17 protein-coding genes and 1 riboswitch are annotated in these 24,859 nt (G+C 69.0%); of the genes, 12 read left to right on the forward strand and 5 right to left on the reverse strand.

Annotated features, from left to right (window positions below; genetic code table 11):
• Window positions 1–86: 86 nt before the first annotated feature.
• Window positions 87–1,283: a cysteine desulfurase-like protein gene (locus tag ACAG26_RS07280; RefSeq protein ID WP_370480765.1), complete on the reverse strand. Its 1,197-nt coding sequence runs from the start codon at window positions 1,281–1,283 to the stop codon at window positions 87–89.
• A 110-nt stretch (window positions 1,284–1,393) separates the two neighbouring features.
• On the opposite strand from ACAG26_RS07280, the gene ACAG26_RS07285 reads away from it, so the two are divergent.
• Genes ACAG26_RS07285 through ACAG26_RS07305 form a run of 5 tightly spaced genes read left to right on the forward strand, consistent with a single transcriptional unit; the run spans window position 1,394 to window position 6,470 of the window.
• Complete coding sequence (locus ACAG26_RS07285) at window positions 1,394–3,388, forward strand: DUF6541 family protein (protein WP_370480767.1); 1,995 nt, start codon at window positions 1,394–1,396, stop codon at window positions 3,386–3,388.
• A 13-nt stretch (window positions 3,389–3,401) separates the two neighbouring features.
• Window positions 3,402–3,917, forward strand: coding sequence for a bacterial proteasome activator family protein (locus tag ACAG26_RS07290; protein WP_370480768.1), 516 nt, complete (start codon window positions 3,402–3,404; stop codon window positions 3,915–3,917).
• 8 nt (window positions 3,918–3,925) lie between these two features.
• Window positions 3,926–4,735, forward strand: a complete 810-nt coding sequence (locus tag ACAG26_RS07295) for an ABC transporter ATP-binding protein (protein ID WP_370480770.1) — start codon at window positions 3,926–3,928, stop codon at window positions 4,733–4,735.
• The gene (locus ACAG26_RS07300; RefSeq protein WP_370480771.1) at window positions 4,732–5,643 is read left to right on the forward strand and encodes a glycosyltransferase; all 912 of its coding nucleotides are present in this window, start codon (window positions 4,732–4,734) and stop codon (window positions 5,641–5,643) included. The genes ACAG26_RS07295 and ACAG26_RS07300 overlap by 4 nt, the downstream gene beginning before the upstream one ends.
• A complete protein-coding gene (locus tag ACAG26_RS07305) occupies window positions 5,640–6,470 on the forward strand; it encodes an ABC transporter permease (RefSeq protein WP_370480772.1) in 831 nt (276 codons plus the stop codon). Before ACAG26_RS07300 ends, ACAG26_RS07305 begins: the two co-directional genes overlap by 4 nt.
• Before the next feature lie 90 nt (window positions 6,471–6,560).
• On the opposite strand, the gene ACAG26_RS07310 is transcribed toward ACAG26_RS07305, so the two are convergent.
• Entirely contained in the window at window positions 6,561–7,970 is a 1,410-nt protein-coding gene (locus tag ACAG26_RS07310; protein WP_370480774.1) for a neutral zinc metallopeptidase, read from the reverse strand.
• A 14-nt stretch (window positions 7,971–7,984) separates the two neighbouring features.
• Window positions 7,985–9,403, reverse strand: coding sequence for a neutral zinc metallopeptidase (locus ACAG26_RS07315; RefSeq protein WP_370480776.1), 1,419 nt, complete (start codon window positions 9,401–9,403; stop codon window positions 7,985–7,987).
• 99 nt (window positions 9,404–9,502) lie between these two features.
• Here ACAG26_RS07315 and ACAG26_RS07320 point away from each other — a divergent pair, with 99 nt between their 5' ends.
• Complete coding sequence (locus ACAG26_RS07320; RefSeq protein WP_370480778.1) at window positions 9,503–11,149, forward strand: DUF2207 domain-containing protein; 1,647 nt, start codon at window positions 9,503–9,505, stop codon at window positions 11,147–11,149.
• Between the two features lie 12 nt (window positions 11,150–11,161).
• On the opposite strand, the gene ACAG26_RS07325 is transcribed toward ACAG26_RS07320, so the two are convergent.
• Window positions 11,162–12,898 (reverse strand): NRAMP family divalent metal transporter, encoded by a 1,737-nt coding sequence (locus tag ACAG26_RS07325; RefSeq protein ID WP_370480780.1) that lies wholly within the window; start codon window positions 12,896–12,898, stop codon window positions 11,162–11,164.
• Window positions 12,899–12,904: 6 nt separating this feature from the next.
• Complete coding sequence (locus ACAG26_RS07330) at window positions 12,905–13,096, reverse strand: hypothetical protein (protein ID WP_071029220.1); 192 nt, start codon at window positions 13,094–13,096, stop codon at window positions 12,905–12,907.
• A 299-nt stretch (window positions 13,097–13,395) separates the two neighbouring features.
• A riboswitch (M-box (ykoK) riboswitch) is annotated at window positions 13,396–13,570 on the reverse strand.
• A 112-nt stretch (window positions 13,571–13,682) separates the two neighbouring features.
• On the opposite strand from ACAG26_RS07330, the gene ACAG26_RS07335 reads away from it, so the two are divergent.
• From ACAG26_RS07335 to ACAG26_RS07360, 6 genes are read left to right on the forward strand one after another with little or no spacing between them, the layout of a single operon-like run.
• Entirely contained in the window at window positions 13,683–14,066 is a 384-nt protein-coding gene (locus ACAG26_RS07335; RefSeq protein ID WP_370481193.1) for a GtrA family protein, read from the forward strand.
• Between the two features lie 32 nt (window positions 14,067–14,098).
• Window positions 14,099–15,511 carry an FAD-binding protein gene (locus ACAG26_RS07340; RefSeq protein WP_370480781.1) on the forward strand — a complete coding sequence of 471 codons (1,413 nt, stop codon included), beginning with the start codon at window positions 14,099–14,101 and terminating at the stop codon, window positions 15,509–15,511.
• Window positions 15,512–15,527: 16 nt separating this feature from the next.
• Window positions 15,528–16,289 (forward strand): decaprenylphospho-beta-D-erythro-pentofuranosid-2-ulose 2-reductase, encoded by a 762-nt coding sequence (locus ACAG26_RS07345; RefSeq protein ID WP_370480782.1) that lies wholly within the window; start codon window positions 15,528–15,530, stop codon window positions 16,287–16,289.
• Window positions 16,290–16,291: 2 nt separating this feature from the next.
• On the forward strand, window positions 16,292–18,247 hold the full coding sequence (locus tag ACAG26_RS07350; RefSeq protein ID WP_370480783.1) for an arabinofuranosyltransferase: 1,956 nt from the start codon (window positions 16,292–16,294) through the stop codon (window positions 18,245–18,247).
• Window positions 18,247–21,480 carry an arabinosyltransferase domain-containing protein gene (locus ACAG26_RS07355; protein ID WP_370480785.1) on the forward strand — a complete coding sequence of 1,078 codons (3,234 nt, stop codon included), beginning with the start codon at window positions 18,247–18,249 and terminating at the stop codon, window positions 21,478–21,480. The genes ACAG26_RS07350 and ACAG26_RS07355 overlap by 1 nt, the downstream gene beginning before the upstream one ends.
• 46 nt (window positions 21,481–21,526) lie before the next feature.
• A complete protein-coding gene (locus tag ACAG26_RS07360) occupies window positions 21,527–24,814 on the forward strand; it encodes an arabinosyltransferase domain-containing protein (protein ID WP_370480786.1) in 3,288 nt (1,095 codons plus the stop codon).
• Window positions 24,815–24,859 lie beyond the last annotated feature (45 nt).

The raw sequence follows: 24,859 nt of genomic DNA on the forward strand, positions 1-24,859 counted from the left end.
GAGGACGTCGCCATCTCCTAGAAAAACGCCACTTTCTTCGCCAACACGCGTCATAACTCTCTTACTACGCACGCTCGCGTGAGGGGTTACCCCAGCGAGGCGAGGGCGCGCACCAGCTGGTCGACCTCGGCCGTCGTCGAATAGTGACCCAGCCCGACGGTGACCGCGCCGCCGACGTCGTTGACCCCGATCACGTCGAGCACCCGGGAGGTGGCGTTGGAAATCGCCAGGATGCCGTTGTCCGCCAGCCGCTGCACCACCCGCTCGGCGGGCACCTCGTGCACGGCGAAACTCACCACCGGAATCCGCACCTCCGGCCGACCGATCACCATCACCAGCGGCAGGGACCGCAGCGAGGTCATCAGGTAGTCGAACACCCGGCTCATGTGCGAGGCGGCCGACTGCATCGACACGGACAGCCGTTCCCGGCGGGTGCCGCGGGCGGACTCGTCGAGGGCGGCCAGGTACTCGATGCTGGCCACCACCCCGGCGAGCAGCCCGAACTGGTGCAGCCCCACCTCCAGCCGCGCCGGCCCGACGGCCTGCGGATCGGTCGACACCGACGTGAACGAGTCGATCAACGCCGGATCGCGGAACACCAGGGCCCCGATCGGCGGACCACCCCAGCTGACGGCGTTCACGGCGACCACGTCGGCGTCGACTTCCTCGATGTCGATCAGCCGGTACGGCGCCGCCGCGGAATGGTCGACGATCGCCAACCCGCCGACCTCGTGGATCAACTTGGTCACCGCCCGCAGATCGGTGACCGTCCCCAACGTTCCCGACGCGGAGGTGATTGCCACCAGGCGGCTGGGTTTGGTGATCAGGGTCTCCCACTGCCAGGTGGGCAGCTCGCCGGTCTCGATGTCGACCTCGGCCCACTTGATCTTGGCGCCGTAGCGGTTCGCCGCGCGCAGCCACGGGGCGATATTCGCCTCGTCGTCGAGCCGGGTGACGACGATCTCGTAGCCCAGTCCCGCCCGCGACGACGACGCGTCGGCCAGTGAGGACAGCAAAACCGCCCGGTCGGCGCCCAGCACCACGCCGCGCGGGTCGGCGTTGACCAGGTCGGCCACCGCGTGCCGGGCCGCGTCCAACACCGCGGCGCTGCGCCGCGCCGACGGGTGTGGACCGACGCTGGTCGGGGTCGACCGCCGGAACGCAGTCGACACCGTGGTCGCGACAGAGTCGGGAATCAGCATCCCGGAGGGCGCATCGAAATGCACCCACCCGTCGCCAAGCGTCGGGTGCAGACCACGCACCCGGGCGACGTCGTAGACCATGGCAGCCACCTTAGAGCTTCCGCATGTTACGCAAACCGTGACGGTAGCGGGGCGCCCGGATACGTCCCCGCCACCGGAAGCCAGGTCACCCGGGCAGACATACTAGACCAGTGGGACTGGGCTTCGGAGTGGTAATCGCTTTGCTGTTGCAGATCGCGCCAGGGGCGGTCGTGGCGCGGATCGCGCGGCTAACGTGGCCGGTGGCGATCGCTGTTGGCCCGGCGCTTACCTACGGGGTCGTGGCGGTGACCATCGTTCCGCTCGGCGCGATCGGAATCCCTTGGAACGCTTGGACAGCGCTGGCCGCGCTGGTGGTGATCGCCGCCCTGGCGGCGGGGTTGCGGGCGTTGCTGGCCCGCTACCGGGACACCCAGGCCGAGGTGCTGGGGCCCGGCCGGGGCCCGGCGGTCGTGGTGGCGGCGGGTGTGCTGCTCGGTGCGGTGTTGATCGGCTACGCCGCGCTGGGCGGCATGCCGCACTGGCAAACGATCCCCAGCACCTGGGACGCGGTGTGGCACGCCAACACCGTGCAGTTCATCCTGGACACCGGACAAGCGTCGCCGACCCACATGGGTGAGCTACGTAACGTCGAAACCCACGCCCTGCTGTACTACCCGTCCACCTTCCACGCGCTGACCGCCGTGTTCTGCCAACTGACCGGCGCGGCGTCGACCACCGGCTACACCCTGAACTCGCTGGCCGCCGCGACCTGGCTGTTTCCGCTCAGCGCCGCGATCCTGACCTGGCGACTGCTGCGCGGCCGGGCCGCGTCTACCGAGGCCACCTGGCGGGTCGCCGGCGCGGCGGCCACCGCGGCGGTGCTGGCGGCGTCGTTCACCGCGGTGCCCTACGTCGAGTTCGGCACCGCCGCGATGCCCAACTTGGTCGCCTACGGGCTCGCGGTGCCGGTGTTCGCGCTGATTACCTCCACGCCCGGCCACCGGGACCGCATCCCGGTCGCGGTGTTGGCGCTGGTCGGGGTGTTCTCGGTGCACATCAGCGGCGGGGTCATCGTGGTCTTGTTGGTGCTGGCCTGGTGGCTGCTCGACGCGCTGTGGCATCCGGTGCGCGGCCGGTTCGGCGACCTGGTGGCGCTGGCCAGCGTCGCGGTGGTCACCGGGCTGGTGCTGTTGCCGCAGTTCCTCCGCGTCAAACAGCAGGAGGACATCATCGCCGGGCATTCCTTCCTGACCTATCTCAGCAAGAAGCGCGGGTTGTTCGATGCGGTGTTCCAGCACTCCCGCCACCTCAACGACTTCCCGGTGCAGTACGCCCTGACCGGGCTGGCGGCTGTCGGCGGGTTCGCCTTGCTGGTCAAGAAAATCTGGTGGCCGCTGGCCGTGTGGGCGGCGTTGATCGTGGTCAATGTGAATGCCGGAACGCCGTTAGGCGGTCCGGTCGGCGCGGCGGCCGGCGGCGTGGGCGAACTCTTCTACAACGATCCGCGCCGGATCGCGGCGGTGACCACGTTGCTGTTGGCGCCGATGGCCGGGATCGGATTGTTCACCCTGGTCGGGTTGGCGGTGATGGCCGCCCGGCGGCTGACCGACCGGTGGGCGACGCCGCCGGCGCCGGCCTGGGCGGCGGCCACCGGGGTGCTGCTGGTCGTGGCCACCGTCGGCCTGGCCTGGCATTACCTGCCGCGGCATCGGTTCCTGCTGGGCGACAAGTACGACTCGGTGATGATCGACCAGAAGGACCTGGACGCGTTCGCCTACCTGGCCACCCTGCCCGGCGCCAAGGACACCCTGATCGGCAACGCCAACACCGACGGCACCGCCTGGATGTACGCGGTGGCCGACCTGCACCCGTTGTGGACGCATTACGACTACCCGATGCAGCAGGGACCGGGGTATTACCGCTTCATCTTTTGGGTACACGCCGATGACGCGGATACGGACCCGCAAGTGGCCGAGGCGGTGCGCGCGCTGAATATCCGCTACGTCTTGGTCAGCAGCCCGGTGGTCCGGGGGTTCGCGCTGCCCGACGGGCTAGTGTCACTAGACACGTCCAAGTCGTGGGCCAAGATCTACGACAATGGCGGGGCCCGCATCTACGAATGGCGCGGGCACGACACCGCCGCGAACAGCGGGAACACGCGATAGAGAGGGTGAGTCCATGAGCACCGACGACGATGGCATCGAGATCATCGGCGGCGCTGACCCGCGGATGCTGGCGGCGGCCCAAGCGGACGACGACTCCGAGGACCGGTCGCTGACCGACCTGGTGGAACAGCCCGCCAAGGTGATGCGGATCGGCACCATGATCAAGCAACTGCTCGAGGAGGTGCGCGCGGCACCGCTCGACGAGGCCAGCCGCAACCGGCTGCGTGAGGTGCACGCCACCAGCATCCGGGAACTCGAGGATGGGCTGGCGCCCGAGCTGCGCGAAGAACTGGACCGGCTCACGCTGCCGTTCAGCGAGGACACCGCGCCCTCGGACGCCGAGCTGCGGATCGCCCAGGCGCAGCTGGTCGGCTGGCTGGAGGGGCTGTTCCACGGCATCCAGACCGCGCTGTTCGCCCAGCAGATGGCGGCCCGCGCCCAGCTGGAGCAGATGCGCCAGGGCGCGCTGCCGCCCGGGGTGAAAGTGCCCGGACAGCCCGGCCACTCCGGCACCGGCCAATACCTGTAAGAGGAACGGTGGCTACGCCCCACAGACCCCACATCGAGACGCGCAACGCCTGGGTGGAGTTCCCCATCTTCGACGCCAAGTCGCGATCGCTGAAGAAGGCCTTCCTCGGCAAGGCCGGCGGCCAGATCGGCCGCAACACCTCCAACGTCGTGGTGATCGAGGCGCTGCGCGACATCACCCTGTCGCTCAAGCACGGCGACCGGGTCGGCCTGGTCGGGCACAACGGCGCCGGCAAGTCGACGCTGCTGCGGCTGCTGTCGGGGATCTACGAGCCGACGCGCGGTTCGGCGAGCATCACCGGCCGGGTCGCGCCGGTATTCGACCTCGGGGTGGGGATGGACCCGGAGATCTCCGGCTACGAGAACATCATCATCCGGGGCCTGTTCCTCGGGCAGACCCGTAAACAGATGCAGGCCAAGGTCGATGAGATCGCCGAGTTCACCGAGCTCGGCGACTACCTGTCGATGCCGCTGCGCACCTACTCCACCGGGATGCGGGTCCGCCTGGCGATGGGCGTGGTCACCAGCATCGACCCGGAGATCCTGCTGCTCGACGAGGGCATCGGCGCGGTGGACGCCGACTTTTTGAAGAAGGCCCAAACCCGGCTGCAGGGCCTGGTGGAGCGGTCCGGGATCCTGGTGTTCGCCAGCCATTCCAACGAGTTCCTGGCCCGGCTGTGCAAGACCGCGATGTGGATCGACCACGGCACCGTGAAGATGACCGGCGGCATCGAAGAGGTGGTGGGCGCCTACGAGGGGGAGGACGCCGCCCGGCATGTGCGCGAAGTCCTCGCCGAAACCGTCGGTGACACACCGTGAGTGAGCTGGTGTATGCCGTCGTGGTCACCCACCGGCGGCCCGATCAGCTGGCCAAGTCGCTGGGCGTCTTGACCACGCAAAGCCGGTTGCCGGACCATCTCATCGTCGTCGACAACGACGCCGATGAGCGGGTCCGCGATCTGGTGGCCGGCCAGCCGATCCCCACCACCTATCTGGGGTCACGCCGAAACCTCGGCGGTGCAGGGGGTTTTGCGCTCGGGATGTTGCACGCCCTGGCGGCCGGTGCGGACTGGGTGTGGCTGGCCGACGACGACGGGCAGCCCGCCGATTCGGGTGTGCTGGCGCGGCTGCTGGCCTGCGCCGAAAAACATCGGCTGGTCGAGGTATCCCCGATGGTGTGCAACCTGGACGATCCGGCGCGGCTGGCGTTTCCGTTGCGGCGCGGCCTGGTCTGGCGCCGGTACGCCAGCGAGTTGCGGACGGACGGACCGGATCAGGATCTGCTGCCCGGCATCGCGTCGCTGTTCAACGGGGCGCTGTTCGCGGCCGGGGCGCTGGAGGCGGTGGGGGTGCCCGACCTGCGGCTGTTCGTCCGCGGCGACGAGGTGGAGTTGCACCGCCGCCTGGCGCGGTCGGGTCTGCCGTTCGGCACCTGCCTGGACGCGGTGTATCTGCATCCGTGCGGATCGGCCGAGTTCAAACCGATCCTGGCCGGCAAGATGCACGCCCAATATCCCGACGATTACACCAAGCGGTTCTTCACCTACCGCAACCGCGGCTACCTGATGGCCCAGCCCGGGTTGCGCAAGCTGCTGGTGCAGGAATGGCTGCGGTTCGGCTGGTATTTCCTGGTGTCACGCCGCGACCCGGCAGGGCTCATCGAGTGGTTTCGGTTGCGGCGGTTGGGGCGTCGCGAGAGGTTCGGCCGGCCCAAGGAGAGTTCATGACCGTCGTCGAGGCCGCCGCCCAGTCCCGGACGCTCAGCCGGGCCACCCGCGATCTGCTTGAGGGCTTCCAGCGCCGCGAACTGTGGCTGCATCTGGGGTGGCAGGACATCAAGCAGCGGTACCGCCGCAGCGTGCTGGGGCCGTTTTGGATCACCATCGCCACCGGCACCACCGCGGTCGCCATGGGCGGGCTGTACTCCAAGCTGTTTCATCTGCAGCTGGCCGAGCACCTCCCCTACGTCACGCTCGGGCTGATCATCTGGAACCTGATCAACGCCGCCATCCTGGAGGGCGCCGACGTGTTCGTCGCCAACGAGGGGCTGATCAAACAGCTGCCCACACCGCTGTCGGTGCATGTCTATCGGCTGGTGTGGCGCCAGATCATCTTGTTCGCCCACAACATCGTCATCTACCTGGTGATCGCGGCGATTTATCCCAAGCCGTGGTCGTGGGCGGATCTGTTGGTGGTTCCGGCGCTGGCGTTGATTGTGCTCAACTGTGTCTGGGTGGCCCTGTGTTTCGGCATCCTGGCCACCCGCTACCGCGACATCGGCCCGCTGCTGGGCAGTGTGGTGCAGTTGCTGTTCTTCATGACGCCGATCATCTGGAACGACGCGACGCTGCACCAGCAGAATGCGCAACGTTGGGCGAAGATCGTCGAACTCAATCCGCTGCTGCATTACCTGGACATTGTGCGGGCGCCGCTGTTGGGCGCCCACCAGGAGTTGCGGCACTGGCTGGTGGTGTTGGCGCTGACCGTGATCGGCTGGGTGTTCGCCGCGTTCGCGATGCGCCAGTACCGCGCCCGCGTCCCGTATTGGGTGTAGGGGCCGTGCAGCGGCCAGGCGGCGTTGAGATTGCGTGTAAGGTCGTGCTTTTCGGAAAAGCACGACCACAGGCGCAATCTCAACCCGCGGCTAGGAGACGTCCGAGGATGACGCCGACCAGGTGTTGCACATGGCTACCTTGTCGTTATCGGCGCCTTGTTGCCACCAAGACCCGTTGTGTTGAAGCGAGCCGTGGTCCCGAGGCTGGCCGGCCTGCCAGTCGCCGCGATGCTGCTGGTCGTTTAGGACGATCTGGTAGTCGTCCGCGGTAAACATGCCGCCGGTGTCAATGATTGAGCTATCAAACATACCGGAGAAGCAAGTGGCCTGGAGTTCAAGTCGCCGCGAGACCTCAAGGCCAGCATCGGAATTCTCACCAACCGCCAAGCCCTGTTCATGACCAGCACGCAGTGTCCCGGTGAGGTGCTGAACATGGTGGCCGAATTCGTGCGCGAACATGGTGATGTAGAGGATCGCGTGGTTCCCGATGCGCTCGGGTGGCATCCCCGCTATTGGCATGTAGAGCGTCTCATTGCTGGAGCAGTAGAAGGCCGGATTGCGCCCAGGCCCGACGTTGACGGTGCCACATGGGCTGGTGACGACGGTGCCAGCGGGCACGAGCATCTGCGGGCTACGGTAGGGCAGACCAGTGGTCGCAGTGATCAGCGGTCGCCAGGACTGCTCGAGGCACGGTAAGACGCCGGCGAAGAAGGCCTGCCCGGTTTCGGCGTTGGTCGGCAGACCGTCAGCGTTGCAGGCTTGGCGGGCCAGGCCGGCCGTCGGGTCTGAGTACAGCGGGTTGTTTTGCAGGGCGGCGGTGCCGGTCGGAGTGGGTTTGGTCGTGGGGGTGCTGGTGGTGGTTCGCCGGGTTGTCGAGGCCGGGTAGCTGGTGCTGGTCGCAGTCGTGGTGACCGTGGTCGAAGCGCTGGCGGTGGTCATCGGCCCGCTGGCGGTCGAGGTCATGCCTTTCTTGGCAACCACCACGACCGCGCCGGCGACGACGATGAGTGCGACGACGATGGCGGCCGCGCCCAGCACGATCGGGGTGGCTGAGCGTTTCTGATGCACGGTGGCCGGCGCAGCGGTCGCCGCGGGACTCAGCGGGGAGCCGAACGGGTCGACGGATTGGTAGACCCCCCACTGTGTTTGGGGCACCGCGCGGGGCGGTGCGGCCGGTGCGACCGGGGCTGCGGGGGCGGCATAGCCCGAAACCGCTGCGCCGTAGCCGGGCGCTTGCGGATAACCCTGTTGGTATCCGGTGCCGTAGACCGGTCCGGTGGCTGGACGCCGCAACCCGGAAAGCACCTTGTAGCGGCCGGTATCGCCGCGGGCTGGGGCGGGGGCCGCGTGTGCGGCGGCCGGGACCTGGTAGGGCTGCGGGGCCGCACCCCACGGGTCCGGGACCTTGCTCGCACCGTACGGGCTGCGGCCGCCGCCGAACGCGTCACCGTCCCACGGTTTTTGCGACCCACCACCGAACGGATCCCACGGTCGGCTCACCAAACCTCCACCTGCTACTCCACATCCGATGCCGGAGCCAGCCAGGTGTTGCACTGACCAATCTGGTCGGTGTCGCCGCCCAGTTTCCACCAGCCCTGCTCGTGTGCGCTGGTGCCGTGGTCGCGAGGCTCACCCGCACGGTCGCCGCGCCGTTGGTCGTCGTAGTTGGTCTGGTAGTCGGCCTGGGTGAACATGCCGCCGGTGTCGGTGATGGAACCGACAAACATCCCCGAGAAGCATTGCGCCTCCAGCTCGGTCCGCCGCGACGCCTCAAGTCCCGCATCGGATCTTGGCCCGGCGTTGTGTTCCAGGTCCAATTCGGCGGCAAGGATCCCGGTGACATTTTGAATGTGGTGGCCAAACTCGTGCGCGAACACGCTGATGTAGATGATCGGTTGATCGCCATAGCGGCCGGGCTGGAGCCCGGGTATAGGCATGTACAGCGTTTGATTGCTGCCGCAGTAGAACGCAGCAACGTTATTGGAATTCAGATCCTCCGTGCCGCACGGACTGCTGATGACGGTGCCGGTCGGGACGAGTACCGCCGGCGCACGGTAGGCGAGCCCCGTCGAGGCAACAAGCGGCTTCCACGCTGTGTCGAGGCACGGGGCGAGGCTGTCGAAGAACGCCTTTCCCGCCGCCGCGTCGCTGGGCCAGCCGACAGGATTGCAGACCTGGCGCTGCAGCCCCGCACCGAAGTTCGCGAACAGCGGGTTGTCTTGCAACGCGGCGGTGCCGGTCGGGGTGGTTTTGGTGGTGGAGGTGCTGGTGGTTCGCCGGGTTGTCGAGGTCGGGTAGCTGGTGGTGGTCACAGGCGTGGTGACCGTGGCCGAAGCGCTGGCGGTCGTGATCGGCCCGCTGGCGGTCGAGGTTGTCCCTTTCTTGGCGACCACCACCACCGCGCCCGCGACCACGATGAGCGCGACGACGATGGCGGCCGCGCCCAGCACGATCGGGGTGACGGGGCGGGTCTTTGGCGGGGCGGCCGGCGCGGCGGCCGCGGGGCTGAGTGGTGACCCGAACGGGTCGACCGCTTGGTACACCCCCCACCGTGTTTGGGGTACGGCCCGGGGTGGGGCGGCCGGGGTGACCGGGGCCGCGGGGGCGGCATAACCCGAAAACGGGGCGGAATATCCGCTCGCCTGCGGATAACCCTGCTGGTAGCCGGCGCTGTACACCGGCGCGGCGGTCGGGCGGCGCAACCCGGAGAGCACCCGGTAGCGGCCGGTGTCACCGCGGGCCGGGGCCGGGGCGGCGCTGGCGGCGGCGGGGACCTGGTAGGGCTGCGGTGCTGCGCCCCAGGGATCCGGCGCCGCGGCCCACGGGTCCTGCGTCGGCCGGGCCGCGCCGTAGGGGCTGCGGCCGCCGCCGAACGCGTCACCGTTCCAGGGTTTTTGCGACCCACCACCAAACGGGTCCCACGGTCGGCTCACGAAACCTCCCCCCACAGAACCGGTGCGTCACGACATCGAGCCGCGCGTTCACGAATCCGTGGACCGGCGGGCACGTCAACGTAGGTTACTCTGCGGATCATGTGGCGAGGGACACTTGTTGGCCGCCTGCCGGCGCGCCTCGGTCGCGTCAGCGTGGTCATCGGCCTGATCGCTGTGCTGGGGTTTGCTATCGGGGCTCCGCCCGCTAGCGCCGACGAGCCGGGCGTGAAACTCGACGTGCAGATGAACCTCAAAACCGACGGATCGCTGGCGGTCACCTCCACGATCACCGTCCCGCCGCGCGCATCGGTCACCGATCGTCTGCCGCTGCAGGTTCCCGTCGAAGCCAACCGGATCCAGCACTTCGAGGTCTCCGACCTGACGACGACGGGCGGGGCGTCGGCTCAGGTGGACAGCGGCCACCTCGTCATGTCCGTCCCCGCCGGTTCCTCCACGGTGACCTACACCGTGCGCGGCACCGTCGCGGACAGCCCCGACCTACAACAGTTCACCTGGCTGCTGGCCGCGGGATGGTCCGCGCCGATCGAGGCGCTCACCGGCACCTTCATTTCCCCTACCGCGTCCCCCGATTCCCCGATCTGCGCCTACGGGCAACTCGGTGAACGGCGGCTGTGCTCGCTGACCCAGACCGAAGTCGCGGGTACGGTCACCTTCCAGCAGAACGGCCTCAAGTCGGGCAGCGTCGCGGTGTTTTCGGTGCTGCTGCCGTCGGGGACCGTCACCTCCACCGCCCAGTTCACCCCACTCGCCGGGGCCGGCACTGCCCAGGTGCACGACCCGGCCGGCATCATCGCGGTCGCGGTGGCCACCCTGCTGGCGCTGCTGCTCGCCGGGTTCGGGTGGCTGCGCCGCCGCGCCGACGAGGCCGTCGCCCACACCGCGGGCGCGACCGCGCAACTGCTGGTCCCCCAGGACGGCGGGTTGGCGTTCGCATCCCCGGACGGGGTGCTGCCGGGCCAGGTCGGGACGCTGACCACCGGCCGGGCCCGCCCCGCCGACATCGGTGCGACGATCCTCGACCTGGCCGTGCGTAACTACCTGTGGATCGCCGAACTGCCCGGGCAGGGTGGTGCGCTGGACTTCCAGATCTCGCGGCGCGCGCCGCTCGACGGGGCGGTCACCGACTTCGAGCGCGCCGTCGTCGACGCCATCCTTCCGGGCGGGCGGGAAAACGTGGCGGCCTCCGAACTCACCCACCGCCCGGTCAACCTGGTGGCGACGCGCACGAAGGTCGCCGCGAGCGTGGCCGACAGCGGCTGGCTGCGCCGGAACGCACGCCGGCTGGAGTTAGCGGGGTTCGCGTTGCTCGGTATCGGGGCCGTGGCAGCGGCCGGCCTCGCGGTGCTCGGAACCGGGGCGCTCTGGGGCGTCGCGGTGGCGGTGCTGGGCGGCGGCGTGGCGGCGGCGGGCCGCTTACTGCCGCCGCGGACCCAGAACGGCAGCCGGTTGGCCGCCGCGATCTCGGGCATGCGGCAATACCTGACCGAGGTGAACCTGGCCGACGTCGAGGAGGCGGCCCGCCCGGTGTTGTTCCAGCGCGCCATCCCGTACGCGCATTCGCTCGGCGAGTTGCGCGGCTGGCTGGCCCGGTGGGGTCCCAGCCAGCCGGCGCGGGCCGAGTGGTACCGACCGGCCGGGGACCGCTCGGTGCTCGCCGGGTTGCCGACGCTGGCCGCGGTGCTCGACGGTGTCGCCGCGCAAAGCGAAGCCATCGAGGAACGGTAACGGCCAGGCGGCTCAGGCGATCCCGAGTTCGACGAGTTTGACCACCACCAACGCCACCGCGACCACCAGGTAGACCCGCAGCACCACCAACCCGGCCCGCCGTGCCGGGGACAGCACCGGCCGATCCAGCGTCGCGAGGGCCGGGGTGTGCCAGGTGGCGCGGTAGTCAGCGCGGACCTGCTTGCGTTCGGCACGGCTCAACGTCGGCATCGCCTCGAGTTCCTCGCGGGTGGGGTCGACCCTGTCGCGCCGCGCGGTGGCCCGCCGACCGGCGACGGTCGCCCCGACCCCCAGCACCGCGCCGACCCCGGTGCCGACCCCGAGACCGGTCAGGACCGCGGTGGTCGACAACCCCGGGAACAACGTCACCGTCGTCAACGCCAGCGACAGCAGCACCAGCGACCACACGATGATCCAGGCGACGACGTTTTGCCGCACGGTGTTGACCCACGGCCCCAGCACCGCGCGGTCGTTGCATAACAGCACCAAAAACACCGTCGCCGAGGGCAGCAGCACCCCGGCGAGGGCCTGCACCCCCTGGGTGATCAGACCCAGCACGTGGTCGGGGCTGAACGCGACCGCCGCCGACACCGCCAGCAGCACGGCATAGGCGCCGTAGAACAGCGGTGCCTCGGTGGGCTTCCAGTGCAGCGAGTGGCGTTGGCCCATCGCGTCGCCCAACGCGTACGTGGTGGCCAGGCCCACCGCGTTGGCGCCGATCAGCGAGGCGTCCAACAGCACGACCGCAAACAGCACCCCCACTGCGCGCCCGGTGTGCTGCGACAGGCTGGCCGCCACCGCACCCGCGTCGGTGAACTGGCCGGCGTCGGTGGAACCCCCCAGGCCGAACGCGGTGACCGCGATCAGCGCGGTAGCGCCGACCATTACCACCACAATGCCCAGCACCAGATCGGCCCGCGCGTAGGGGATCCAGCGCGGGGTGATCCGCTTGTCGACCACGTTGGACTGTTGGAAGAACAGTTGCCAGGGCGCGACCGTGGTCCCGACGATGGCGATCAGCAACAGCAGCAGCGTGGAGTCCAGCCCGCCCGGAAGCTGCGGGACCAGGCCGGCCACCGTGCCGGCCACGGTGGGATGCACCAGCAGCGTCATGGGGATGACGACCACGTTGACCGCGATGAGCAGAAACATCAGCGCTTCCCAGCGCCGGAAGGAGCCGCCGGCGACCACCGCGAACAACAGCACCGCCGCGGCCGGGATCGCGATTGCCTTGGGGCAACCCAGAAATCCGAGTGCCAAGGACACCCCGATGAACTCGGTGACGATCGTCAACCCGTTGAGGATCAACAGGTCACCCACGCTGAACGCGCCCCAGAATTTGCCGAACCGCGCGAAGATCAGCCGCGCGTGACCCACCCCGGTCACCGCGCCCAACCGCAGCACCATCTCCTGGTTGACGTAGAGCACCGGGATCAGCAGCACCAGTGTCCACAGCAGCTTCATGCCGTAGTTCTGGCCGGCCTGGGCGTAGGTCGCGACACCGCCGGCGTCGTTGTCGCCAACCATGACAATCAGCCCGGGACCACTGATGACCAGCAGAGTGCGCAGCCGCTGCCAGCGGTTACGGCGTGCCCCCACATCGGCGTGCTGGATTCGCCCGAACGCGCCGACGATATCCCCGACGTGCGCCGAATCGGCCGCCGCGGGGCGGGCCGATCCGGCGACCGTGTCGGGCTCGTGGATGAGCACGTCGAGCGTTGTCGACCGCTCACTTTCCTGCATGGTCATCGGTGCTTAGCCCCGCCGGTGCGTCGGGTGGCCGCCCAGTGAAGCGGTGATCACCGCGACCGGCATCCGTGACACGTAGGCGGCGGCCCGCTGCTGCGGGGTGCGCCGCGCCCACAACCGGCTCGCCGCAGTGCGGCCGGCGTGCAGCAGCGTGGACCGCCGGGCGGTCGGGATCGGGTGTGCGAGAACAAAAGCCATGATGGTCTCCTGTCGGGAGGCCCGACCGGTGACCGCGGTTCGTTGGCCGCTACCAGCACGGATTCGGCCACACCGTCGACCCGCGGTGAGCGGGCAGGGCGAAACAGCGGCCGAAAGCGTCGGGTTCAGGCAGCGGAAGAAGCGCCGGGACCGGATCGGGACGAAACAAAGGTCGAATACGCATACGGACTATCGCTGGGACTCATCTCGCCCTCACCTCCTCACGGCCAGGACACACGGGGGTGTCACCAAAAACGCACGCACAGAAGGGGAAACAGTGCCCGCCCGAAATCGGCGGACACGCACCCCTCTCGTCAGAGCTTCGGCACTACCCGGCGTATCCGGAAAAACCATCCGGAAGCCACTTGGGCTCAACCCTTAATCCGGGAAGAGCTGTCCTGACCCGGGGCGTCTCTCGACGTTCAGGGTCAGTGGCCTATATCCGTGCAGACGCCTCACCTAGCGAGGTGCTCGCGACGTCCATGGTCGCACGGCGGTCCGGAGGCGTCAAACGGATTCGAGGTGGCCGAGCCGTAAACTTCCCGCGATGGCCGAAATCGCCCCACCGCGCGCGCCCCTGAGTCTGATGACGCAGGTGTGGCGGTTTGTCGTCACCGGTGGCCTGTCGGCGATCGTCGACTATGGCCTCTACCAGTTACTGGATGTGGTGGCGCACGTGCAGATCGATGCGGCCAAAGCCACCAGTTTTGTCGCGGGCACCATCACCGCCTACCTGATCAACCGGCGGTGGACCTTCCAGGCTGCGCCCAGCACCGCCCGTTTTGTCGCGGTCATGGTGCTCTACGCGATCACCTTCACCGCCCAGGTTGGCATCAACCACGTGTGCCTGGATCTGTTCCACTACCACGAGCGGCCGTGGGCCAAGCCGGTGGCTTTCGTCATCGCCCAGGGCACCGCCACGGTGATCAATTTCATCGTGCAGCGGGCGGTGATCTTCCGGATGCGCTGAGCCCCGGGCCCGTCGCGGTACCCTTGCCAGCGATGTCTACCCAGCCAGCGGCTGTTCCGGCCCTCACACCGCGTGCCCTCACCGGGTTCGGCCACACCGCGCCGACGGTCGCCCAAGTCCTGTCCACCCCGGACGTCGAGCGGATCGCCACCGTCGTCAAGCAGGTCGCCGACGCCAACTCCGACAGCCCGTCACATCTGCGCCGGGGCGTCCTGGCGCGGGGCCTGGGACGATCCTACGGGGATCAGGCGCAAAACGGCGGCGGCGTCGTCGTCGACATGACCCCGATCAACAAGATCCACTCGCTCAGCGCCGACACCGCGATCGCCGACGTCGACGCCGGGGTGAGCCTGGATCAGCTGATGAAGGCGGCGCTGCCGTTCGGCCTGTGGGTACCGGTGCTGCCCGGCACCCGGCAGGTCACCGTCGGCGGGGCGATCGCCTCGGACATCCACGGCAAGAACCACCACAGCGCCGGCAGTTTCGGTAATCATGTGCTGTCGATCGATTTGCTGATGGCCGACGGTGAGGTGCGCACCATCACCCCGGACGGCCCGGACTCCGAGCTGTTTTGGATCACCATCGGCGGCAACGGTCTCACCGGCATCGTGTTGCGGGCCCGCATCGCGATGACCCGCACCGAGACCGCCTACTTCATCGCCGACGGCATCGCCACCAAGGACCTCGACGAAACCGTCGCCGTGCACCTCGACGGCAGCGAAGACAAATACACCTACTCCGCCGCCTGGTTCGACCTGATCAGCCCGCCGCCCAAGCTGGGCCGGGCGACGGTGAGCCGCGGCAGCCTGGCCACACTCGATCAGCTGCCGAAGAAGCTGGCCAAAAACCCGCTGCAATTCACTGCGCCACAGTTGCCCGCGGTGCCCAACGTTTTCCCGATCAGCGCGGTGAACAAGCTGTCGGGTATGGCGATCGGCGAGGTCTACTACCGGATGGGCGGCACCTACACCGGCAAGATCCTGAACTTGACACAGTTCTATCACATGCTCGACCTGACAACCGGATGGCAATACGCTTATGGCCCTGCGGGTTTCGCCCAGCATCAGTTCCTGGTGCCGCCAAATGCGATGGCGGAGTTCAAGGGCATCATTCGCTGGATTCAAACCCAGGGCCACTACTCGTTCCTCAACGTGTTCAAGCTGTTCGGTCCCGGCAACCAAGCGCCGCTGAGCTTCCCGATGGCCGGCTGGAACGTCGCGATGGATTTCCCGAACAAGCCCGGGGCCAACGCGTTCCTCAACGAACTCGACGACCGGGTGATGGAGTTCGGCGGTCGGGTCTACACGGCCAAGGATTCCCGGGTCAGTGCAGAGCGCTTCCACAAGATGTATCCCCGGATCGACGAATGGATCGCGGCGCGGCGCAAGGCCGATCCCCACGGCGTATTCGCCTCCGACATGGCCCGACGCCTGGAACTGCTGTAAGGAAGGCCCACCGAACATGATCGACGCCACCGGAAACCCCCAGACGATGCTGCTGCTCGGCGGCACCTCCGAGATCGGGCTGGCGATCTGCGAACGCTATCTGCAGAACGCGCACGCGCGGGTGATCTTGGCCTGCCTGCCCGACGACCCCGGCCGCGACGCCGCCGTCAAGCAGCTGGAGACCGCCGGCGCCAAGTCGGTGGAGCTCATCGACTTCGACGCGTTGGACACCGACAGCCACCCGAAGGTGATCGAGCAGGCCTTCTCTTCGGGCGACGTCGACGTGGCGATCGTCGCGTTCGGCCTGGACGCCGATGCCGAGGAACTGTGGCAAAACCAGCGCAAAGCCGTGCAGGTCGCGGAGATCAACTACACCGCAGCGGTTTCGGTGGGGGTGCTGCTCGCCGAAAAATTGCGCACCCAGGGCTTCGGCCAGATCATCGCGATGAGCTCGGTCGCCGGGGAGCGGGTGCGCCGATCCAACTTCGTCTACGGCTCCACCAAAGCCGGCCTGGACGGCTTCTACCTGGGTCTCGGTGAGGCGCTGCGCCCGCACGGGGTCCGGGTGCTGGTGATTCGGCCCGGTCAGGTACGCACCCGCTTTAGCGCGCACGTCAAGGAAGCGCCGCTGACCGTCGACAAGGACTACGTCGCCAACCTCGCGGTCACCGCCGCGGCGAAGGGCAAGGACTTGGTCTGGGCGCCCGGAGCATTCCGCTACGTGATGATGGTGTTGCGGCACGTCCCGCGGGCGATCTTCCGTAAGCTGCCCATCTGATCATGCGGAACGCACTGGCCAGCGTGGGCCAGATGATCCTCGCGGCCGCGATTGCCCTTGTGGTCGCGGTGATGTCGCTGATCGCCATCGCCCGGGTCGAATGGCCCGCCTATCCGTCGTCGAACCAACTGCACGCGCTGACCACCGTCGGCCAGGTCGGCTGCCTCGCGGGGCTGATCGCCGCCGGTTGGCTGTGGCGGCGGGGCAGGCGGCGGTTGGCGCAGTTGGGCGCGGTGGTGTTCGTGTCGGCGTTCTCGGTGGTCACCCTGGCGATGCCGTTGGGCGCGACCAAGCTGTACCTGTTCGGCATCTCCGTCGACCAGCAGTTCCGCACCGAGTACCTGACGCGGCTCACCGACAGCCCCGCGCTGCGCGATATGACCTACCTCGGCCTGCCGCCGTTCTACCCGCCGGGCTGGTTTTGGTTGGGTGGGCGCGCTGCCGCATGGACCGGCACCCCGGGCTGGGAGATGTACAAGCCGTGGGCGATCACCTCGATCACCATCGCGGTGGCGCTGGCGTTGGTGCTGTGGACCCGGCTGATCCGCTTCGAGCTCGCGGTGACCGTCACGGCCGCCACCGCGGCGGTGACGCTGGCCTACAGCTCGCCGGAGCCGTACGCCGCGATGATCACCGTGCTGCTGCCGCCGGTGCTGGTGCTGACCTGGTCGGGCCTGCGCGCCGCCGGACGCTCCCCCGCTTCCGCCGAGTGGGAATCTGACGACCGACACGCCGACGAGCCCGTCGCCGGATTCCCACTCGCGGCCGGCGGCGGCGCCAATGGCTGGGGCGCAATCGTCGGCGCCGGCGTCTTCCTGGGCTTCACGGCCACCTTTTACAACCTGCTGGCCGGCTTCAGCGCGTTCACCGTGACCCTCATGGGCCTCGGCCTGGCCGCAACGCGGGCCCGCAGCAACGGACTCAAGGCCGCGCTGGACCCGCTGATCAGGCTCGCCGTCGCCGGGGTCATCGCGGTCGCAGTGGCCGCCACCACCTGGTCGCCGTTCGTGCTGCGCGCCGCTAAGGAAGGGATTCCGCACACCGGCAGCGCCTTCCACTATCTGCCGCCCGCTGGCGCCGAGCTGACCTTCCCGATGCTGCAGTTCACCCTGCTGGGCGCGCTGTGTCTGCTGGGCACGCTGTGGCTGGTGGTCCGGGCCCGCGGCTCGGTGCGCGCGGGCGCCTTGGCGCTCGGCGTCAGCGCCGTCTACGCGTGGTCGCTGCTGTCCATGCTGACCACCCTGGCCCGCACCACGTTGCTGAGCTTTCGGCTGCAACCCACCCTGACCGTGCTGTTGACCGCCGCCGGGGTATTCGGCTTCATCGAGGTCACCCAGGCGCTGAAGTCCAGAGGCCGCGGCGTGGTCCCGGTGGCCGCCGCGATCGGGCTGGCCGGCGCGCTGGCGTTCAGCCAGGACATCCCCGATGTGCTGCGACCCGACCTGACCGTCGCCTACACCGACACCGACGGCTACGGGCAACGCGGCGACCGCCGGCCGCCCAGCGCCGAGAAGTACTACCGCGAGATCGACGCCGCCATCACCGCGGCCACCGGGCAACCCCGGGACGAGACCGTCGTGCTCACCGCCGACTACAGCTTCCTGTCCTACTACCCCTACTGGGGCTTTCAAGGGCTGACATCGCACTACGCCAACCCGCTGGCCCAGTTCGACCAGCGGGCCGCCGCCATCAAGAGCTGGTCGAAGCTGAAGACCGCCGGTGCGTTCCGCCACGCGCTGGACACCCTGCCCTGGCAGCCGCCGACGGTGTTCCTGATGCGTCGCGGCGCCAACGACAGCTACACGCTGCGGCTGGCCGAGGACGTCTACCCCAACCACCCCAACGTGCGCCGTTACACCGTGGACTTCGATGCCGCCCTCTTCAAAGACCCGCACTTCACCGTCACCGGCATCGGTCCGTTCGTGCTCGCGGTCCGCACGCCTGAGCCGAGGCACTGATGGCCACCAAGGACGAAGTTGTCGGCCAATTACCATCTACGTCCGTGACTGACGAACGGGCAAACCACCGGGTTGTCCGCATCGTTGCTGTCGTCGCGGGTCTGCTCGGCGTCCTGCTGGCGGTGCTCACCCCGCTGTTGCCGGTCAAGCAGACCACCGCCGAACTGAACTGGCCCGAAAACGGGGTGCTGAGCAGCGTCGAGGCGCCGCTGATCGGCTACGTGGCCACCGACCTGGAGATCAGCGTCCCGTGCCAGACCGCCGCCGGGCTGACCAAAACCAAATCGGTGCTGTTGTCCACCGTGCCCAAGCAGGCGCCGAAAGCCGTGGACCGCGGGTTGTTGATCGAGCGCGTCAACGACGACCTGCTGGTCATCGTCCGTAACACACCCGTGGTGGTCGCCCCGCTGAGCCAGGTGCTGAGCCCGGCCTGCCAGAAGCTGGTGTTCACCGCGCACGCCGACAAGGTCACCGGCCAATTCGTCGGGCTCACCAAGGGCCCCAACAGCGACCACGCGGGCGATCCGCTGCGCGGCGAGCGGGGCGGCTACGACTTCCGGCCGCAGATCGTCGGCGTCTTCACCGACCTGGACGGCCCGGCGCCGACCGGGCTGGCGTTCTCGGCGACCGTCGACACCCGCTACAGCAGTTCCCCGACGCCGCTGAAGCTGGCCGCGATGATCCTCGGGGTGGCGGCGACCGTGATCGCGTTGGTCGCGCTGCATCTCCTCGACACCGCCGACGGCACCCGGCATCGCCGCTTCCTGCCGTCGCGCTGGTGGTCGATGTCGCCGCTGGACGCGCTGGTCACCGCGGTGCTGGTGTGGTGGCATTTCGTCGGCGCCAACACCGCCGACGACGGCTACATCCTGACCATGGCCCGGGTGTCCGAGCACGCCGGCTATATGGCGAACTACTACCGCTGGTTCGGCACCCCCGAGGCGCCGTTCGGTTGGTACTACGACCTGTTGGCGCTGTGGGCGCACGTCACCACCGCCAGCATCTGGATGCGGCTGCCCACCCTGCTGATGGCGCTGGCCTGTTGGTGGGTGATCAGCCGGGAAGTCATCCCCCGGCTGGGTCACGCCGTCAAGAGCAGCCGAGCCGCGGCATGGACGGCGGCCGGGATGTTCCTGGCGTTCTGGCTGCCGCTGAACAACGGGCTGCGCCCGGAGCCGATCATCGCGCTGGGCATCCTGCTGACTTGGTGTTCGGTGGAGCGGGCAGTGGCCACCAGCCGGCTGCTGCCGGTGGCGGTCGCCTGCATCCTCGGCGCGCTCACCCTGTTTTCCGGACCGACCGGGATCGCGTCCATCGGTGCGCTGATGGTGGCGGTCGGGCCGCTGCGCACCATCTTGCACCGCCGCTCCAAGCGGTTCGGCCTGCTGCCGCTGGCCGCGCCGGTGGCCGCCGCGGTGACCGTCACCATCATCCTGATCTTCCGGGACCAGACCCTGGCCGGGGAGGTGCAGGCCAGCGCGTTCAAGTCCGCGGTCGGGCCCAGCCTGGCCTGGTTCGACGAGTACATGCGCTACGAGCGGCTGCTGATGCACACCCCGGACGGGTCGGTGGCGCGGCGCTTCGCGGTGCTGGCGCTGGTCGTGGCGTTGGCGGTGTCGGTGGCGATGACGTTGCGCAAGGGCCGGATTCCGGGAACCGCCGCCGGGCCCAGCCGCCGGATCATCGGCATCACCATCATCTCGTTCATCGCGATGATGTTCACGCCAACCAAATGGACGCACCACTTCGGGGTGTTCGCCGGGCTGGCCGGTTCGCTGGGGGCGTTGGCCGCGGTGGCGGTGAGCGCGGCGGCGATGCGGTCCCGGCGCAACCGCAGCCTGTTCGCTGCGCTGGTGCTGTTCATCGTGGCGCTGTCGTTCGCCAGCGTGAACGGCTGGTGGTACGTGTCGAATTTCGGGGTGCCGTGGTCGAATGCGTTCCCGGAGTGGCGGTTCGCCTTCGCCACCATGCTGATCGGGTTGACCGTGCTGATCCTGCTGGTCGCGGCGTGGTTCCACTTCGCCGGCGACGACGCCACCGGACCCGCCTGGCTTTCGCGTCTGCGGTCGCGGCTGGCCGGGGTGATGCGGTCGCCGTTGGCGGCCGCGGCCTGGCTGCTGATCTTATTCGAGGTGCTGTCGCTGACCCTGGCGATGACCGACCAATATCCGGCGTGGTCGGTCGGCCGATCCAATTTGCAAGCGCTGACCGGCAAGACCTGCGGGTTGGCCACCGATGTACTCGTCGAACAGCATCCCAACGAGGGCATGCTGACGCCGGTCGGCGCGCCCGCCGGGCAGGCGCTGGGGGCGGTGCGCGGTGACGGCTTCACCCCCAACGGCATCCCCACCGACGTGTCCGCCGACCCGGTGATGGCGCCACCCAGCGGCGGCTTCGACGACGACGGGCTGGTCACCAGCAGTGAAGCCGGCACCGAGGGGGGCACCACGGCCCCGGGCGTGAACGGCTCCCGCGCCCGGCTGCCCTACGACCTCGACGCGGCGCGCACACCGGTGCTGGGCAGCTGGCGTTCCGGCGTGCAGATCCCCGCCGTGCTGCGGTCGGCGTGGTACCGGCTGCCGCCGGCGGGCGAGTCCGGGCCGCTGCTGGTGGTGACGGCCGCCGGCCGGTTCGACCCGGGCGAGGTGACCGTGCAGTGGGCCGGCGAGGATGGAAAACCGGGCGGAACCATCGAATTCGGTGACGTCGGGGCGGCACCGGCCTGGCGCAACCTGCGCGCGCCGCTCTCCGCCATCCCGCGTGGGGCCACCCAGATCCGGCTGGTCGCCACCGACGACGACCTGGCACCGCAGCACTGGATTGCGGTCACCCCGCCGCGGATCCCCAAGCTGCACACCCTGCAGGAGGTGGTCGGCTCGTCGGATCCGGTGCTGCTGGACTGGCTGGTCGGGCTGGCATTCCCCTGTCAGCGCCCGTTCGGTCACCAAAACGGTGTCATCGAGGCCCCGAAGTGGCGCATCCTGCCGGACCGATTCGGCGCCGAAGCCAACTCCCCGGTGATGGACAACATCGGCGGTGGCCCGTTGGGCATCACCGAGCTGCTGGTCAAGGCGAGCACCGTGCCGACGTACCTCAAAGACGACTGGTTCCGGGACTGGGGCGCATTGCAGCGGTTGACGCCCTACTACCCGGACGCGGTGCCAGCCCGGCTGGATCTGGGGTCGGCGACCCGCAGCGGCCTGTGGAGCCCCGCGCCGATGCGCAAGACGTAGCGCCGGGTCCCATCGTCGCGCACGCCGTCGCATAACATCGAGCCTCGTGCCCACCGATGACAACCAGCGATCCCGCTATCGGATCGCCCGGCTGATCGCCGTCGTCGCGGGCATCGCCGGTGCGCTGCTGTGCGGCGTGGTCCCGCTGCTGCCGGTCAAGCAGACCACCGCCACCATCCTGTGGCCGCAAGGCACCAAGGACGGTCACGTCACCGATGTCACCGCCCCGCTGGTGGCGGGCGCGCCGCAGGCCCTGGACGTGTCCATCCCCTGCTCGGCGATCGCCACCCTGCCCGCGGACGGCGGACTGGTGTTCTCCACGGTGCCGCTCGGCGGGGTGGACGCCACCAAGAGCGGACTGTTCGTGCGGGCCAATAAGGACACCGTCGTGGTCGCGTTCCGCGACTCGGTGGCCACCGTGGCGAAGCGCGAAGCGGTGGCGGCCGGCGGCTGCAGTGTGCTGCACATCTGGGCGGGCGTCGGCGGGGTGGGCGCCGACTTCGTTGGGATCCCGGGCGCCACCGGCACCCTGCCGGTGGAAAAGAAACCGCAGGTTGGCGGCGTGTTCACCGAGATGAAGGTGGACGCCCAGCCCGGCCTGAGCGCCCGCATCGACATCGACACCCGGTTCATCACCGTGCCGACCACGCTCAAGCGGGCGGCCATGGTCCTGGGTGTGCTGTGCGTGCTGGCCGCGATCGGCGCGTTGGCGGCGCTGGACCGTCGGTCGGGACGACGGGTGCCGCGCAACTGGGGCCGGTGGTGGAAGGTCGGGGCCGCGACCTGGCTGGCCGACCTCGGTGTCATCGGCACCCTGCTGCTCTGGCACGTCATCGGCGCCACCTCCTCGGACGACGGCTACAACCTGACCATCGCCCGGGTCGCCGGCAAAGCCGGCTACGTGGCCAACTACTACCGGTTCTTCGGCACCACCGACGCGCCGTTCGACTGGTATCCGGCCGTGCTGGCCCAGCTGGCCTCGATCAGCACCGCCGGGGTGTGGATGCGGCTGCCGGCCACCGCGGCCGGCATCGTGTGCTGGCTGGTGATCAGCCGGTACGTGCTGCGCCGGCTGGGTCCCGCGAAAGGCGGCCTGGCGGGCAACCGGGTTGCGGTGTGGACGGCGGCGGCGGTGTACGTGGCGGCCTGGTTGCCGTTCAACAACGGCCTGCGCCCCGAACCGCTGATCGCGCTGGGTGCGCTGCTCACCTGGCTGCTGGTGGAAAACGCGATCGCCACCCGCCGGCTGACTCCGGCCGCGGCCGCGATCGTCGTCGCGGGATTGAGCGCGACGTTGGCCCCGCAGGGGCTGATCGCCATCGCCGCGCTGCTGGCCGGGGCGCGGGCGATCGCGGCGATCATCGCGCGCCGCCGCGGCGTCGACGGTGTGCTGGCACCGCTGGCGGTGTTGGCGTCGGCGGCGACGCTGATCCTGGTGGTGGTGTTTCGGTCCCAGACGTTGGCGACGGTGGCCGAGTCGGCGCGCATCAAATATGTGGTGGGCCCGACGATCGCCTGGTATCAGGATTTCCTGCGCTACTACTTCCTGACCCTGGAGACCGTCGACGGGTCGATGTCGCGGCGCTTCGCGGTGCTGGTGCTGCTGCTGAGCGTGTTCGGGGTGTTGGTGGTGCTGCTGCGACGCGGCAAGGTGGCCGGTCTGGCCAGCGGACCGGCGTGGCGGCTGATCGGCACGGTGGCCATCGGCCTGTTCCTGCTGTGGTTCACCCCGACCAAATGGGTGGTGCAGTTCGGCGCGTTCGCCGGGCTGGCCGGCGCGCTGGGCGCGGTCACCGCGTTCGCGTTCGCCCGCATCGGTCTGCACAGCCGCCGCAACCTGTCGCTGTACGTCACCGCGCTGCTGTTCCTGCTGGCCTGGGCCACCTCCGGCTACAACAGCTGGTTCTACGTCGGGGCCTACGGGGTGCCGTGGTTCGACATCCAACCCGTCATCGCCAGCCACCCGGTCACGACGATGTTCCTCGCGTTGTCGATCGCCAGCGGGCTGCTGGCCGCCTGGCAGCACTTCCGGTTGGACTACGCCGGGCACACCGAGGTGGCCAATACCCGGCGCAACCGGGTGCTGGCGTCGACTCCGCTGCTGGTGGTGGCCACCATCATGGTGGTGCTCGAAGTCGGTTCGATGGCCAAGGGTTTCGTCGGGCGCTACCCGACGTACACCACCGCCGGCGCCAACCTGGCCGCGCTGAAATCCGGGTTGTCGACCACCAGCTGTGCGATGGCCGACGAGGTGCTGGCCGAACCGGACACCACCGCCGGACTGCTGTCGCCGCTGCCGAACCAAGAGTCCGGGCCCCAGGGCCCGCTCGGCGGGCTGAACCCGGTCGGGTTCACCCCGAACGGCGTCGCCGATGACCTGAAGTCGGATCCGCTGAGCGTCAAACCCGGGTTGGTCAACTCTGACGCCTCCCCCGATAAACCCAACGCCGCCATCACCGACGCCGCCGGCACCGCCGGGGGGCGGATCCCGCCGGACGCGCCGCCCGGGATCAACGGATCGCGGGTGGTACTGCCGTTCGGGCTGGACCCGGCGAAAACTCCGGTGCTGGGCAGCTACAAACAAGACCAGGCCGCCGCGCACGCTACCTCGGTGTGGTACCAGCTGGGCCCGCGCGCCCCGGAGCGGCCGCTGGTGGTGGTCGCCGCCGCGGGCGCCATCTGGTCGCATGAAGAGGACGGGACGCTGAGCTACGGGCAGCCGCTGAAACTGGAGTGGGGTGCCGCGCGGCCCGACGGCAGCGTCCAGGGGCTGGGGTTGGTCGAGCCGATCGACCTGGGACCGCAGCGGTCCTGGCGTAACCTGCGATTCCCGCTGTCCTGGGCGCCGCCGCAGGCCGACGTCGTCCGCATCGTGGCCGACGATCCCAACCTGTCCACCGACCAGTGGTTCGCCTTCACCCCGCCGCGGGTGCCGGTGACCCAGACGCTGCAGCAGCTGATCGGATCGCAAACCCCGGTGCTGCTCGACATCGCGACCGCCGCGAACTTCCCCTGCCAGCGCCCGTTCTCCGAACACCTTGGCGTGGCGGAACTTCCGACTTACCGCATCCTGGCGGACCGCAAACAGACCGCGGGCTCGTCGAACAACTGGCAGTCCGCCGAGGACGGCGGACCGTTCCTGTTCACCGTCGAGATGCTCTACACCAGCACCATCCCCACCTACCTGCGCGACGACTGGTACCGCGACTGGGGGTCGGTCGAGCAGTATCACCGCCTGGTACCCGCCGAGCAGTCGCCCGACGCGGTGATCGAGCAGGGCGTGATCACGGTGCCGGGCTGGAGCCGGCGCGGACCGATTCGAGCCCTGCCATGAGCCGCACCGAATTCGCGCCGACGACGATGCAGGGCGCAGCCGGGA

The sequence above is a fragment of the Mycobacterium sp. pUA109 genome (assembly GCF_041287095.1).
Lineage (GTDB): Bacteria > Actinomycetota > Actinomycetes > Mycobacteriales > Mycobacteriaceae > Mycobacterium.

Excerpts from the sequence above, each read along its gene's own strand:
- ACAG26_RS07280 (WP_370480765.1), bottom strand. The coding sequence starts at position 1,283 with ATGGTCTACGACGTCGCCCGGGTGCGTGGTCTGCACCCGACGCTTGGC.
- ACAG26_RS07290 (WP_370480768.1), top strand. The coding sequence starts at position 3,402 with ATGAGCACCGACGACGATGGCATCGAGATCATCGGCGGCGCTGACCCG.
- ACAG26_RS07305 (WP_370480772.1), top strand. The coding sequence starts at position 5,640 with ATGACCGTCGTCGAGGCCGCCGCCCAGTCCCGGACGCTCAGCCGGGCC.
- ACAG26_RS07320 (WP_370480778.1), top strand. The coding sequence starts at position 9,503 with ATGTGGCGAGGGACACTTGTTGGCCGCCTGCCGGCGCGCCTCGGTCGC.
- ACAG26_RS07325 (WP_370480780.1), bottom strand. The coding sequence starts at position 12,898 with ATGACCATGCAGGAAAGTGAGCGGTCGACAACGCTCGACGTGCTCATC.
- ACAG26_RS07330 (WP_071029220.1), bottom strand. The coding sequence starts at position 13,096 with ATGGCTTTTGTTCTCGCACACCCGATCCCGACCGCCCGGCGGTCCACG.
- ACAG26_RS07335 (WP_370481193.1), top strand. The coding sequence starts at position 13,683 with ATGACGCAGGTGTGGCGGTTTGTCGTCACCGGTGGCCTGTCGGCGATC.
- ACAG26_RS07340 (WP_370480781.1), top strand. The coding sequence starts at position 14,099 with ATGTCTACCCAGCCAGCGGCTGTTCCGGCCCTCACACCGCGTGCCCTC.
- ACAG26_RS07345 (WP_370480782.1), top strand. The coding sequence starts at position 15,528 with ATGATCGACGCCACCGGAAACCCCCAGACGATGCTGCTGCTCGGCGGC.
- ACAG26_RS07350 (WP_370480783.1), top strand. The coding sequence starts at position 16,292 with ATGCGGAACGCACTGGCCAGCGTGGGCCAGATGATCCTCGCGGCCGCG.
- ACAG26_RS07355 (WP_370480785.1), top strand. The coding sequence starts at position 18,247 with ATGGCCACCAAGGACGAAGTTGTCGGCCAATTACCATCTACGTCCGTG.